15 protein-coding genes and 2 pseudogenes are annotated in these 11,970 nt (G+C 42.9%); 1 reads left to right on the top strand and 16 read right to left on the bottom strand.

What is annotated here, in order from left to right; all coding sequences use genetic code 11:
* From STRDD11_RS14750 to rimM, 3 genes and pseudogenes are all read right to left on the bottom strand, one after another.
* A pseudogene (locus tag STRDD11_RS14750) lies at positions 1–716 on the bottom strand (secretion protein); the annotation flags it as partial.
* A gap of 193 nt (positions 717–909) precedes the next feature.
* Positions 910–1,659, bottom strand: coding sequence for a tRNA (guanosine(37)-N1)-methyltransferase TrmD (gene trmD, locus STRDD11_RS11665; protein WP_128837430.1), 750 nt, complete (start codon positions 1,657–1,659; stop codon positions 910–912).
* Positions 1,649–2,167: a ribosome maturation factor RimM gene (gene rimM / locus STRDD11_RS11670; RefSeq protein ID WP_128837431.1), complete on the bottom strand. Its 519-nt coding sequence runs from the start codon at positions 2,165–2,167 to the stop codon at positions 1,649–1,651. Before rimM ends, trmD begins: the two co-directional genes overlap by 11 nt.
* A gap of 190 nt (positions 2,168–2,357) precedes the next feature.
* On the opposite strand from rimM, the gene STRDD11_RS11675 reads away from it, so the two are divergent.
* A complete protein-coding gene (locus STRDD11_RS11675) occupies positions 2,358–2,819 on the top strand; it encodes a hypothetical protein (protein ID WP_128837432.1) in 462 nt (153 codons plus the stop codon).
* 43 nt (positions 2,820–2,862) lie between these two features.
* On the opposite strand, the gene STRDD11_RS11680 is transcribed toward STRDD11_RS11675, so the two are convergent.
* The 13 genes and pseudogenes from STRDD11_RS11680 to STRDD11_RS14755 all read right to left on the bottom strand — a co-directional run.
* Complete coding sequence (locus tag STRDD11_RS11680; RefSeq protein ID WP_128837433.1) at positions 2,863–3,459, bottom strand: TipC family immunity protein; 597 nt, start codon at positions 3,457–3,459, stop codon at positions 2,863–2,865.
* A 127-nt stretch (positions 3,460–3,586) separates the two neighbouring features.
* A complete protein-coding gene (locus STRDD11_RS11685) occupies positions 3,587–4,102 on the bottom strand; it encodes a hypothetical protein (RefSeq protein ID WP_128837434.1) in 516 nt (171 codons plus the stop codon).
* The gene (locus tag STRDD11_RS11690) at positions 4,092–5,570 is read right to left on the bottom strand and encodes a hypothetical protein (RefSeq protein ID WP_128837435.1); all 1,479 of its coding nucleotides are present in this window, start codon (positions 5,568–5,570) and stop codon (positions 4,092–4,094) included. Before STRDD11_RS11690 ends, STRDD11_RS11685 begins: the two co-directional genes overlap by 11 nt.
* On the bottom strand, positions 5,567–6,124 hold the full coding sequence (locus tag STRDD11_RS11695; RefSeq protein ID WP_206512714.1) for a hypothetical protein: 558 nt from the start codon (positions 6,122–6,124) through the stop codon (positions 5,567–5,569). Before STRDD11_RS11695 ends, STRDD11_RS11690 begins: the two co-directional genes overlap by 4 nt.
* A gap of 45 nt (positions 6,125–6,169) precedes the next feature.
* Positions 6,170–6,439 (bottom strand): TIGR04197 family type VII secretion effector, encoded by a 270-nt coding sequence (locus STRDD11_RS11700; protein ID WP_128837437.1) that lies wholly within the window; start codon positions 6,437–6,439, stop codon positions 6,170–6,172.
* Between the two features lie 266 nt (positions 6,440–6,705).
* Positions 6,706–7,260: a putative immunity protein gene (locus STRDD11_RS11710; protein ID WP_128837438.1), complete on the bottom strand. Its 555-nt coding sequence runs from the start codon at positions 7,258–7,260 to the stop codon at positions 6,706–6,708.
* A 73-nt stretch (positions 7,261–7,333) separates the two neighbouring features.
* Positions 7,334–7,573, bottom strand: a complete 240-nt coding sequence (gene kphA / locus STRDD11_RS11715; RefSeq protein ID WP_128837439.1) for an RNA-binding protein KphA — start codon at positions 7,571–7,573, stop codon at positions 7,334–7,336.
* Between the two features lie 19 nt (positions 7,574–7,592).
* Positions 7,593–7,865 (bottom strand): 30S ribosomal protein S16, encoded by a 273-nt coding sequence (gene rpsP, locus STRDD11_RS11720; RefSeq protein ID WP_128837440.1) that lies wholly within the window; start codon positions 7,863–7,865, stop codon positions 7,593–7,595.
* Positions 7,866–8,098: 233 nt separating this feature from the next.
* Entirely contained in the window at positions 8,099–8,926 is an 828-nt protein-coding gene (locus STRDD11_RS11725; protein ID WP_128837441.1) for a hypothetical protein, read from the bottom strand.
* 11 nt (positions 8,927–8,937) lie between these two features.
* Positions 8,938–9,627 (bottom strand): pyrimidine 5'-nucleotidase PynA, encoded by a 690-nt coding sequence (locus tag STRDD11_RS11730; protein ID WP_128837442.1) that lies wholly within the window; start codon positions 9,625–9,627, stop codon positions 8,938–8,940.
* A 200-nt stretch (positions 9,628–9,827) separates the two neighbouring features.
* The gene (locus STRDD11_RS11735; RefSeq protein ID WP_128837443.1) at positions 9,828–10,745 is read right to left on the bottom strand and encodes a cysteine peptidase family C39 domain-containing protein; all 918 of its coding nucleotides are present in this window, start codon (positions 10,743–10,745) and stop codon (positions 9,828–9,830) included.
* 53 nt (positions 10,746–10,798) lie between these two features.
* The gene (locus STRDD11_RS11740) at positions 10,799–11,632 is read right to left on the bottom strand and encodes an AraC family transcriptional regulator (RefSeq protein WP_128837444.1); all 834 of its coding nucleotides are present in this window, start codon (positions 11,630–11,632) and stop codon (positions 10,799–10,801) included.
* A gap of 196 nt (positions 11,633–11,828) precedes the next feature.
* Positions 11,829–11,970: pseudogene (locus STRDD11_RS14755) on the bottom strand (YkgJ family cysteine cluster protein); the annotation flags it as partial.

The following is an 11,970-nucleotide window of genomic DNA, read 5'->3' on the forward strand; positions in this document are numbered from 1 at the left end:
ATTGTCTGCTTGGTTTGATCCAAAGCAGCCTGTGTCTGATTGATTTTAGTTTGAATGTCAGCCTGAGCCTGCGGAGAAGCTGCTGCTTCCTGCTCAGCCTTAGCCAGTTCTTCTTTGGCCTTATCCACAGCTGCTTGAGCCTGGCTTTGCTGATTTTGAGCGGTTTCCAGCGCTTTTTCCTCTGCCTGAACAGGTGTTTTGGCTTGTTTTAACTCAGACTGTGCGACATCCACCAACGCTTCTTTGGCAACCACTGCATTTTCTTGGTCTTTGACTGCCTGCTCTGCCTCTTGGAGTTCTGTTTCAGCTTCTGTTACCGCTGCTTCCTTAGACGCAGTCTCTTCTTGGGCAGCCTGAGCATCCGCTTCCGCCTGTGCAATATTTTCTTCTGTGGCTTCCGCTTGATTTTCGGCAGCTGCTTCAACCGCTGCCTCTGCCTCCTTGACATCGCTTTCCGCAGCATCCCTCTCGGCTTTTGCTTTATCAGCCGCTTCCTGCTGCTGGTCAACATTGGCTTTTGCTTCATCGGCTTTAGCCTGAGCATCTTCTAAGTCCGTCACGGTGACAGGCTTTTCTGTAACCTTTGATGTTTTCGGGTCCGTTGCAGCTGACTTAACCACTTCATCGGCCTTTACCTGATGAGTCAGGCCGCCAGAAATAATGGTCGATGCAGCAATACTGGTTGCCACGACCGATTTACCAATCTTCTTTTCCATAATATCTCCTTCTTGTCATATCACATGCTCTATTTATTTGGGCAGACTTACCCACATAGTAATATACTAGCACAAAAAAGCTTGTTTCACCAGTATTTAAAATTATCATTTTGATAGAAATCTTGTTACAAAACCGTGACAAATTAGACAAAAAACAGAAGCGGTTTTTCGGCTGCTTCTGTCTTCATATCGCTCATGATCCCAACTCTTGGTCAATTTCCTTCTGCTCCGCTTCCTCCCGAATCTCCTCCAGCATGGCTGCTTCTTCGTCAGTCAGTTCATAATGCTCCAGCAGGTCCGGCCGTCGCTGGTAGGTCTTCTTCAGGCTTTCATAGAGCCGCCACTTGCGGATATTTTCATGGTGGCCGCTCATGAGAATATCCGGCACCAGCATGCCCCGGTATTCGTAGGGGCGGGTGTACTGAGGATATTCCAAAAGGCCGGATGAAAAGCTGTCATCGGTATGGCTGGCTTCCTTGCCAATGACCTCCGGAATCAGGCGCACCGTCGCATCAATCATAGTCATGGCCGCCAACTCGCCACCCGTCAGGACATAGTCGCCCAAGGAAATCTCATCTGTCACCAAGGTCTTGATCCGCTCATCATAACCCTCATAATGGCCGCAGATGAAAATCAGCTCCTCCTCCCGGGCCAGCTCCTCCGCATAGGATTGGTCAAAGGTCCGGCCAGCCGGATCCAGCAGAATCACGCGCGGCTGCTTCTTGTCAATGGCATCATAGGCATCAAAAATCGGCTGGGCCCGCAGCAGCATGCCCTGACCGCCTCCGTAGGGCTCGTCGTCCACATGGCGGGACTTCTCAGCATTTTCCCGGAAATTATGGTAGTTGATTTCCAAAAGGCCTTTTTCTCTGGCCTTGCCGACAATCGAATGCTCCAGCGGAGCAAACATTTCCGGAAAGAGGGTCAAAATATCAATTTTCATCGTCCAGTCCTTCCGGAATTTCTACATCAACCCGGCCTCGCTCGATGTCAATCTCCAGCACCACCGGAGGAATATAAGGCAGAAGCAGATCCCGCTTGCCCTTGCGCTTGACCACCCAGACATCATTGGCTCCCGGCTGCAGGATTTCCTTGATGGTTCCCAGCAGGACACCGTGCTCATAAACATCTAGGCCGATAATCTCATGGTAATAAAACTCCCCCTCATCCAGGTCGGACAGGTCTTCTTCCCGGACCTTGAGGGTGCAATCCCGGTATTTTTCAATGTCATTGATGTGGTACATGCCCTTGAACTTGATGATGTCAAAGTTCTTGGCCTTGCGGTGGCTGGCAATCTCCACATCCATGACAAACTTATCCTTCTTGTCAAAAAGAGCCAGAATGCTGCCCTTCTTGAAACGATCCTCCGCAAAATCCGTCACCGACAGAACCCGCATTTCTCCCTGCAAGCCCTGCGTATTGACGATTTTCCCAACATTAAAAAAATTCATACTTGCTCCAAATCATCTTTCTGCCTAGTATTTTATCATGATAGGGCGGAATGTACAAGATTTACAAGAAAATAAAGAATCAAACTTTTCTTGATTGACATATATATAAGTTGTATAATTATACATGTGGGATGTATTTTATCTGATGATACAATCCGTACCCTGCAACAAAATGAAAAAGGTGACGCCAATGGGAAAGAAACTAAATAAACTCTTGCTTTCTACTGCTGTCCTGTCTGCTGCCACAATAGCTGGTTTTACAGTTCTGGCACAGTCTAAAAAGACCTCAGCTCGGGAAAATCAGGCAAGTGAAACAAGAACTCACAATCCAGCAGAAGAAAAAATTACTCAGGTAGAAAACCGGACTGTCAAAGCCTTTCTGCAATATTATTCACGAAATCAGCTGACTTCTGCTTCTTCTCTGCCCATGCTGGATGATTTAGCAGCGGACACTCGCATCATCGTTATTGATCCAGATGATGCGGATAAGAGCCTGCCGCCTGCTATTGGAACTTCAGTAGACGGCTCTGAAGGCCCTGTCGGAGGGACAGTCAATGCTGACGGTCAGTACGTTGAGTTTGACACCCGCGACCACAGCCAATCTGCCACCGTGCAGGAGATTCGCGATGCTGTTGCTGAGATTCTTGGCTGAGTCATCTTTGCTTTAATACGCTTACTCAATGGACGAGCGTTGCTCACTGCCATTTCTTGAGGACCGTCAGTTTTCCTTTATTGTCCAAAGAAAAGCGGCTTTCAGAAACAGCTGTCCACTCTTTGAGCAGCACTTCCTCGGCTAAAGAAAATCTTTCCTCAATCTTAGCCTTGGTCAAGCCATAGTTTTCATAGCGGTCTGCAGGAACGATGACCTCTTGGCTCTTGTAATCCGACAGCTTGACTTCCTGGGTCAGGGTCTTTTCCCTGACACTATAGCTGGCAGTCAGGGACAGCTGGACATCATCAGCTAATTTTTCCTCATAATCCAAGGTCAGGAGCTGCTCTTTATTATTGGCAATGATATTCAGATTGCTGTTTTCAGGCAAATCTTTTGATTGAACTACCACCATGACCGACCCTGCCTGAAAATCCGAACTTTCCTTTTCTGTGGCAAGGTCAGCTCCTTTTATCTTCAGAAGCTTCATTTGATTCTTAGCGCCTGAGCTTAGATAGGAGATTTCATCGCTGTAAATATCGTCAAAAATATTACTAGACTGACTGCGCTGCTGGTAGAACAGCAGCAGCCCAACCGCTAAAAACACAGCTAACACCAAACTTAACAATAGGACTTTTTTCATACAAATCATCCACTTTCTGCATAATTTCCCAGTTGGTTATCTCGTTCTTCTAAGATTATGAAATTATATTTCTGCTTTCATAAGAAAATCTTGCAGCCAAAAAGCCCGCTTAGGGCTCATTTTTGTATTATGACATTTGACTGTAAATATCTTTCAACACTGATTTTACAGCATCTATTCCAATTTTTGTATATTTATTTCTAAGTTTTTCTTCAATCTCTTCATTGTAGAGATAATTACCATCCTTATAGTAAACACAAGACGTTAATTCCATTTCCTTGTTAAATTGCAACTGAACAACGTCCTCTCCTTTTAAGTCAATAGACAATTCGAAACCATTTTTTGAGGGAACACTTATTGTTACAGATGGATTTCCTTTACTTTGCAAACTATCTATTCGATTATTTAATTTTAATCCAACCGTATCAACATCATAACCTGCATTTTTAATTTCTTCAGCATATTGAGTAGTATTCATTAGACTATTCAACTGTTCATAAATAGATTGATTCCTATAGGCTCTTTGAAAAGTCTCCTTTCTATAGGAGCTATACAAAAAAAATAGAGATAAACACGCTAACAGTGAAAGTATTCCACATAATATAGCAACTAGTTGCTTTCTATTTTTTAACTCATTTAACATTTTTATCTTTTCCTCGTTCCAAGTAATCAAGAAAGTCTTTCTTATGTTGTTCTTGTTCTTGATTAGTATATTGTTTAGAAATATGATGGCTTCCTAGAGTTTTTGTGTCCAAAATTTCTTCAACTACTTCTTCCCCATCTTTTTGGCCTATTCCAAAAACCAATCCTGGATAATCGTAATTATCATAGAATTCTTTCACTCGATTTATGGAGTTACTTTTCACTCCTGTGTTATAATCTGATGAAATGTTAAAGACAGAGCTTCTATCAACACCCTCAGCTGTTGCTCTACGATAATAATTGATAGCATCTAAATCTGAATTAAAGTCAGAATCACTATAACGGCCTGAGTCAACATCGCCCTTAAATGAAATTTCTTCATGTTCCAAACCATCATTAGCGATATGAGAAAGAGTATGAACCCCATCATTTTTGGGATTTAAATCCCAACTTTTTTCAGTAAAAGCGGCTAACTGCACAGCTTCGTGCGCTAAATCCTTTGATTGAGATTCATCAGCATGCTGCTTTTTGATTGACACTTCCAGAATAGCTATATCTTTATCAGATAGACCATATTCTTTACACAGTTTATCTCTTTCAGCTTTATCTTCCGTCCCACAAATAGCCTTCCAACGAGTCGAAACATAATTATCAGGAACAAATGATGCAAGTAAACGATTGTACTCATATATAACTTTTTGATTATCCCAACCTTCTTTATTAGCTTTTTTTAATATGCCCTGCTGTAGATTATATAAAGCATTAGCTGATTCATTATCTAATCCATAAGTAGTTTTTAAATCATTGATAATTTTATCTTTATCAGTTTGAGGAGTCATGGGTGTATAATTCATCAATTGAGTTGCCCAAGTCAAATTCGCTGGTAGAACATAAACACCCTTATTAGCATCCCAACCTGTACTCAGTTGACTCAGACCGGTATCGACCAGACTTTTCAGAATCTCGATTTCCGAGAACATCAGGGGAGAAACAGCATTGAAATTTCTTAGCTTATCCAGCTTTTCTTGGAGCACCCGCCGCGCTTCGCTAGCTATATCAATGATTTTCTGATGCTGCACTGCTAAAACGGGATTCCCCAGCACAGCACTGGAGACCTTAGCTGCTTTAGCAGCCGCTATCACCATATCCAGCCTCTGTATATCAGCCTCCAGCTGGGATTCCTTCAAACTTTCATTTGCGACCTGCTCAATATAGGATGCCGGAAAACGTTTGACCGCCTGACCGACTGCTTCAGACAGCATTTTCCCTCCGCGCACCAAAGGGCGAAGGACTTGCTCAGAATAAGCCCGGGCAGAATCATAGGCTCTCCCTTTTAGGACATCTGTACTGGCTTCAAAATCAGCCAAAGCTCCCTCTAAATCTTCATAGGCATGGAGTTCCTCACGGGTCATTGTATCGGTACTGGCTGCCTGAGATTGTGAATTTCCCAGATACATGTCTATACTCATCTTGATTTCCTCTTGTCTTCTATGCTTTGAGCAATCCGGATTCGCTCATGGTATGCTTGGTCCTGTCCCTCGGAAGCCTCTTTCTTTTTGCGCTTCAAACTTTCGCACTCCGCTTCAAAGCTTTCCTGAAGATTCTGCCAGTTCTGCAAACAGTCTTCTCGCAGCTGATCAAAGCCATTTTGAGGGCTGTAACGACCGCAGAGATCCTCCAAAATCACATTCACCTGATGCGCATCAGACTCTACCGATTCGTAATACTCAGTCACCTTCTTCAGCTCACCAGCCAGCTCATATTCCTTTTCCAGCAGGTCAGACTCCTTGCGACGCAGGTCTTCTATCTGTTCTTCCGGAGTTTTCTTTTCTTCCTTCATTTTCTGCTGTCTTTGGCAGCGCTGACTAATCCTGTACATGACCTTATCTTGATTGGCCAGCATCTGCTTGAGCTCTTTCTGTTCCCGCAGATTTTGCAGCTGTTCCTGCCGGGCGCGCAGACGCTCAGCCGGAGTCATATCCGAATCAAACACTAATTTGATGGGCTTTTCCTTCTTTTCCATCAGCATCTGTCCTCCTTTTGCTTGCAGTATGAAAGAGTCAGTCCCTCAGTCTATTGAGTCCGCTGCTTGCTGATCGACAGCTTCAAACTCCTCAGCAACACTGTGGATATTTGTCACCATGTCGGATAGAGCCGTCGAAATCCCCTGTCTGGCTGCTTGGGCAGCTCCCATGGCTTCATGCGCATTGGCATTGCCAGAGACGGTCGTTTGTTCATCCTGCTGAGCTTGGCCAATGCCAGAGAGATTAGAACTCCCTTGCTTGATTTTCACTGCATAGCTTTGAGCATCCGATTTATTGCTTTGAATCTTCGTCATCCGCTCCTCCTTATCTATGTCATAAATTATAGCATTTTTTTATAGCATTTTTATTAACAGATTGTTGCAAGAAGGTTACACGGAACACTGTTTTTGACTAAGGGGCAAAAGGTTCTCATCAGTCAGCAGACGCCCCACCCCCGCATAGAAATACAACGATCTTTTCTGCAGGCCGATACAGCACAAATAACTGTCCGGCTTTTGTTTTGATTCATCATTCTTTCATCATTTCTTTCGATCCATTCCCTTCCCCATTCAGATCTTGCTCACCTGTTCTTAAATTTCATTCTATCAAGATAAGACTCAGCCAGCTTCAACTGCCTCTCTCTTTCTCTGCGAGCCGCTCCAACATCATCCGGACTCTGTAAGTTGCGCACTTTGACTGCATAATCTGCCGAGACAATAGCATGACCTCGCATGTGGGCTGTTGCAACCGCTTGAGCAAAGGCACGCGCAGCGGATTTGCTGATTTCTGTACGGGATTGCTGGGCCAGCTGATTGGCTAAAAAGCCTGCCTGCCTCAGCTCATAGGCAGAAGCCTGACCGTCCAGTCTGGCCTGAAAAACTGCTTTAGCCTGCGAAATGATATCGGCCCTTGCATTTTTATCTCCGATATCAATCAGCTCCAGAAAATCTTCCGCATTGGACAAAGCCCACCGGGCCAGCTCCTTTTGCGGCAAGAAGCTCAGTTCCTGCTCCAGCTCCAGACGTTTCTGAGCATCATCCAGTATCTTGATTTTACAGACAGTGGGGAGCTGCATGTGCTGGTTCAGATAGAGTTTTCGTTCATGGACATTCCAAGCATAATCTTCTATTCTCATACTTTCTCCTATCACTGAGCATTATTGGGATAAATAGAAAACAGCAGGACACAAGGGTCCCACTGTCTCTGTTTTATTTCTCATCAATGACGATGCGAACTTTTTTGTATTCGGTTGGGACAGAGTAAACAATCGTCCTTATGGCGGAGATAGTACGCCCCTTGCGGCCGATTACACGTCCAACATCACTCGGATCCAGATCCAGGTGATATTCTAAAAATTCAGGTGTATCCTCAATCTTGATAGTTAAGGTATCTGGCTGTGAAATCAAAGGTTTCACTATCGCAATAATCAGATTTTCAATCGTGTCCATATGTCAACCTACACTTCTATTATTTAGAGTATTTTGAATCGTGGAATTTCTTCAGTACGCCGGCCTTTGAAAGGATGTTGCGCACAGTATCAGATGGCTGCGCACCTTTTGAGAGCCAGTCAAGAACGCGGTCTTCTTTCAATGTTACTTGGTTTTCTTCTACAAGTGGGTTGTAAGTTCCAACTGTTTCGATGAAACGTCCGTCACGCGGTGAACGTGAGTCTGCAACGTTGATACGGTAGAAAGGTTTTTTCTTAGAACCCATACGAGTCAAACGGATTTTTACTGCCATTTTTAAAAAGTCTCTTTTCTTTATTTTCTTTCGGTGAAATAGCTGATATTCAATGAAAATCAAAGAGCAAACTAGGAAGCTGGCCGCAGACAGTACTGGCGTACGGCAAGGCAACGCTGACGAAGTTTGAATTTGATTTTCGAAGAGTATGAGCTATCAAGCACATGTTCTATTATAACAGATTAAAATCAGCTGTCAAGTTTTTTTCTTGACAGAGTTAAAAATTTTTTAGATTAGTCTTTTTGGTTTTTTAAAATCACCTGTCCAGAAACATTTTCATATTTTTTAAAATACAATTTGACTGAAGCGTCTTTAGGAAAAGTACCTAAATCAATATACTTATTAATGGTCTCTGGTGCATAATACTCTGTGTCTCCACTACGACTATTATAGGACCTGCATTTTACCTCGTCTTCTGATATATTTTTCTCATCCAGTACTTGGTCTGAATGAAATTCGAAAGACCATTTTAAAAGATCAGCTTTATCCATTTTTTGGACAATCTCTTTTAGCTTATCATGATTTTCTGGATTCTTCCTGAATTCGACTAAAAACTTACTATATAGCATGAGATATTTATTTAGACTTTCTGAATCATCAACCTTTTTAGAGGACGAAACCTTTATAGCCTGAAATAGAGCTCTGTCAAATCCTGATTTTTGCTGGTATTCAGCTGTCATGTCATCTTCCATTTCGCCCTCAATCTCATCAATTAAGCTGGTTATTTCTTGGTCTACCAAACAATCCAGTAACTGATCTGCTGTTCGCTCTCCGTAAAATATCTCATAAAATTCAATTTTACTGCCCTTTCGATCTGGGTGGTATTTTAGAATAGGATACTTTTGGATATCTTCCTCGGTGAAATACAAATCAATTGCCGCACCACCACCCTCGTAATGATAACTGCCATCAGAACTAACCTTGACAGGCTGAAAAGGGAGTTTTTTAAAAAGGGCCTTCGTCGTTCGTATGCTTTCGTCGACTTCTTCTTTCTTAGCATAACAAGCTGTCAGTAGCAACAAACTGGCAAGAAGAGAAAACAAAGCAAGGATTTTTTTCATTTGCAATCTCCTTATGGAACCAATAGTCTGATAATATCGTCATAAGAATAGGCGGTATAGGTCGGCTGAAAAAGACTTTTATTTTCTAGCTGCTTGGGATTGTACCAGAGGGAGTCCATGCCGGCATTGTTGGCGCCAGCGATGTCTGCAGTCAGTGAGTCCCCAATCATCAAGCTCTGAGCCAGGTCAAAATCCGGTATCTGCTCTGCTATTTTTTCATAAAAGACAGCCTCCGGCTTCTGGGTTCCCAGCTGTTCGGAGATAAAGATATGGTTAAAGTAGGGAGAAATGTCGGAATGGGCCATGCGGCCGGTCTGAATGGCCGTGATGCCATTGGTCGCGCCGTAAATCTCATAATCAGCTGCTGTCAGGCTGTCCAAGAGCTCACTGGCACCAGCGTAGGTCTGGCCCTGCTGGGCAAGGTGCTGCTGGTAGAGAAGGGCTAACTCGGCTCCATCCTTGTCAATACCAAAATGAGCAAAAAGACGGGAAAAGCGGGTATTGACCAGCTCAGACTTGGTGATTTTCCCCTGCTCCAGGTTCCGCCAAAGGCCTTTATTCATAGGAATATAATAGTCTTTGTAGGCCTGGATGTCAGCCACACCTTGCTCCTGCAAAAACTGAGTCAGCGCGATGTCTTCTGCCGTATCAAAATCCAGCAGCGTGTGGTCAAGGTCGAAAAGTAGGAATTTGTAGGGCAAGGTAAAAATCCTTTCTGTTACTGTAGTAGGTTTATTATAACATAAGCTGCAAAAAATCAGCCGCACAAAAATGAACGGCTGGTTCCTAATCTATTTCACCACTGGTATCCAGACTCCCATTTGATAGTCTGGTGCCCCTGGTTTCGATCCTGCTACATTACCAAACAGCATCTTCGTTTTTCTCACTTCTTCTAGTCTTCCTAGTAGTGAAAGCACAAATCTCTAAATTTATTATCTAGCGCTGCAATATCATACAAGACTTCTGACAATTTTTGGTAATCTTCATTGATACAAAATAGATGAGCTTGGCCAAACAATTTTGCTAAATTTTCTTTTAGTTCAGATCTGACAATATCATGGTCTTTTAAGAAGTTGCTCATGTATAGATTTCTGATAGAAGCTAATTTGAAACTAAAATATTGATGAAGATGCTTTTGTTCTTCATTCAAGCCATTGTCCGCTACCGACTTAGCATATCTTATTATCACATTCTCCTCGCCACGTTCATATTGTTGCTTCATCAGTATAGATGCTTTCTGGTAAATCTCTCTGGAAGTAGGAGATTTGATTTTTTTAAAGTTTCCCCACATAGAGAAAGAACCTCTTTTATAGTCGATATTTTTAGCTTCCCAGGCTTTTAAAAATTCTGAGAAACTCATTTTCATACAGGCAAATCCTGCTGGATCATGGAAATAAATAAACTCATCATCTAAATCATAAACTGAAACAAAATGGTCCACCCCATACAAATGGATATGATTGGAATTATAAGTGAGATAACCCATGTCCAAAGGGCCAAGAACAACTGGCCCGCTGAGCAAGAACTTACTTAACATTTCTCTGATAGAGAGAAGATCCACTGTATTAGAATCTTTTATATAGTATTCATCATAGGTAAAACCCAGAATGTTTAAAGAATGGCTGATAGAACTATCAGGCATCCCATTATCAAAGAAGACTAAGGGGTGTTTTTCATCTTGCTTTACAATACTAGCGCCATTTCCCATCACCATAATGGCTTCCAAAAACTCGGGGCGAACATCATAACCATACGAATGCAGCGCCATCGCAAGTGAATATGTATAACAAAAAGAAACGTCCCCAAAATACATTTGCATAGCATCATCCTCCTCTGTAATCAACGCCTAAAAAATGACTTGCAATCACCATTCTATTTCACCACTGGAATCCAGAGTTCCATTTGGTAGTCTGGTGACGACATGTCTCCCTCGGTGTAAACTTCAAAGTCTGGTGCTCCTGAGTGGCGATAGCCAGTTTCTGGGAAAAAGACTTCCAAGACGTATTTCCAAGCATGGTGAATGCTGGCTGGTATAGCCCCCTTAACTGGTACGATAGCATATTCAGCTTCTGCGATTTCTTTGATGGACAGACCTAGTTCTTCTGCTTTAGCTTTATCTGCGACATCATAAGCGGCCATATAGTTGATGATTTCGCCTTCTTTGACATCTGAGCAGATACCGTAGGGCTGACCGCTTCCCAGACTTTCTAAACTTTCAAAGCTATGGGCCGCAAAGAGCTGTTCCCAAGCTGAGGGGCAGAGGCTGTTGTCAATAGCTTCCAATAGGACGCCTGCTACGGTAAAAGCAGATTTCTTTTGAATCTTGATATCCATGTTCTTTCCTCCTGTAATCTTTAAGGATAATTGAAGTCTAGGAAAAACCCGATAAGGTTTTCCATTTCGAACTTCTGAGGGAGTCGCACCATGGAATTTCTTAAAAGCTGCGCTGAAGGCATCCGCAGAGTCATAGCCGTATTTCATCGCTATGTCAATGACTTTCTCAGATCTTTCCCGCAAGTCCGTCACAGCTTCAGACAGCCTGCGATTGCGCAAGTATTCTGCTAAAGTCATGTCTGCTAGGATGGAGAAGAGCCTGCTAAAGAGAGCATAAGAATAGCCCGAAAGCTGCTGGAATTTCTGCAAATCCACTTCTGCGTCCAACTTACTTTCCAAATATTCCATGGTTCGATTGAATTGATGCATCATATTCTTTTTACCTCACAAAAAATACTAAGGCCGTTAAAAGCAAAGTGGAAATAGGAAAATTGGTAGAGGGGCTCCTGCTCCGAGAAAATTTTATCTTTTTCACATAGCTTTTAGGTCGTGTTCAATTCTAACTATAGTCTAGCAGATCTAAGATACTTCCGCCCCAGAATTTTTGTACAAGATTTAGAGGGGGATTTTACAACCTATCCCGTAGCTTCTCCACAAAGAGATAAGCTGCTGGGCAGGTCAGGGTATTTTTGATTGTCAGATGATTAATCTGATGAATCTTCTTGCGGTCTGTATGAGGGAACTCGCGGCAAGCCTTTGGACGGACATCG

This window comes from Streptococcus sp. DD11, assembly GCF_001578865.1.
GTDB classification, from domain to species: Bacteria; Bacillota; Bacilli; order Lactobacillales; family Streptococcaceae; genus Streptococcus; species Streptococcus panodentis.

What these genes read in the sequence shown, in the direction of transcription:
- trmD (WP_128837430.1), bottom strand. Translation starts at nt 1,659, where the DNA reads ATGAAAATTGATATTTTGACCCTCTTTCCGGAAATGTTTGCTCCGCTG.
- rimM (WP_128837431.1), bottom strand. Translation starts at nt 2,167, where the DNA reads ATGAATTTTTTTAATGTTGGGAAAATCGTCAATACGCAGGGCTTGCAG.
- rpsP (WP_128837440.1), bottom strand. Translation starts at nt 7,865, where the DNA reads ATGGCAGTAAAAATCCGTTTGACTCGTATGGGTTCTAAGAAAAAACCT.
- STRDD11_RS11675 (WP_128837432.1), top strand. Translation starts at nt 2,358, where the DNA reads ATGGGAAAGAAACTAAATAAACTCTTGCTTTCTACTGCTGTCCTGTCT.
- STRDD11_RS11700 (WP_128837437.1), bottom strand. Translation starts at nt 6,439, where the DNA reads ATGACGAAGATTCAAAGCAATAAATCGGATGCTCAAAGCTATGCAGTG.
- STRDD11_RS11690 (WP_128837435.1), bottom strand. Translation starts at nt 5,570, where the DNA reads ATGAGTATAGACATGTATCTGGGAAATTCACAATCTCAGGCAGCCAGT.
- STRDD11_RS11680 (WP_128837433.1), bottom strand. Translation starts at nt 3,459, where the DNA reads ATGAAAAAAGTCCTATTGTTAAGTTTGGTGTTAGCTGTGTTTTTAGCG.
- STRDD11_RS11735 (WP_128837443.1), bottom strand. Translation starts at nt 10,745, where the DNA reads ATGCAAATGTATTTTGGGGACGTTTCTTTTTGTTATACATATTCACTT.
- STRDD11_RS11710 (WP_128837438.1), bottom strand. Translation starts at nt 7,260, where the DNA reads ATGAGAATAGAAGATTATGCTTGGAATGTCCATGAACGAAAACTCTAT.
- kphA (WP_128837439.1), bottom strand. Translation starts at nt 7,573, where the DNA reads ATGGACACGATTGAAAATCTGATTATTGCGATAGTGAAACCTTTGATT.
- STRDD11_RS11695 (WP_206512714.1), bottom strand. Translation starts at nt 6,124, where the DNA reads ATGGAAAAGAAGGAAAAGCCCATCAAATTAGTGTTTGATTCGGATATG.
- STRDD11_RS11685 (WP_128837434.1), bottom strand. Translation starts at nt 4,102, where the DNA reads ATGTTAAATGAGTTAAAAAATAGAAAGCAACTAGTTGCTATATTATGT.
- STRDD11_RS11740 (WP_128837444.1), bottom strand. Translation starts at nt 11,632, where the DNA reads ATGATGCATCAATTCAATCGAACCATGGAATATTTGGAAAGTAAGTTG.
- STRDD11_RS11725 (WP_128837441.1), bottom strand. Translation starts at nt 8,926, where the DNA reads ATGAAAAAAATCCTTGCTTTGTTTTCTCTTCTTGCCAGTTTGTTGCTA.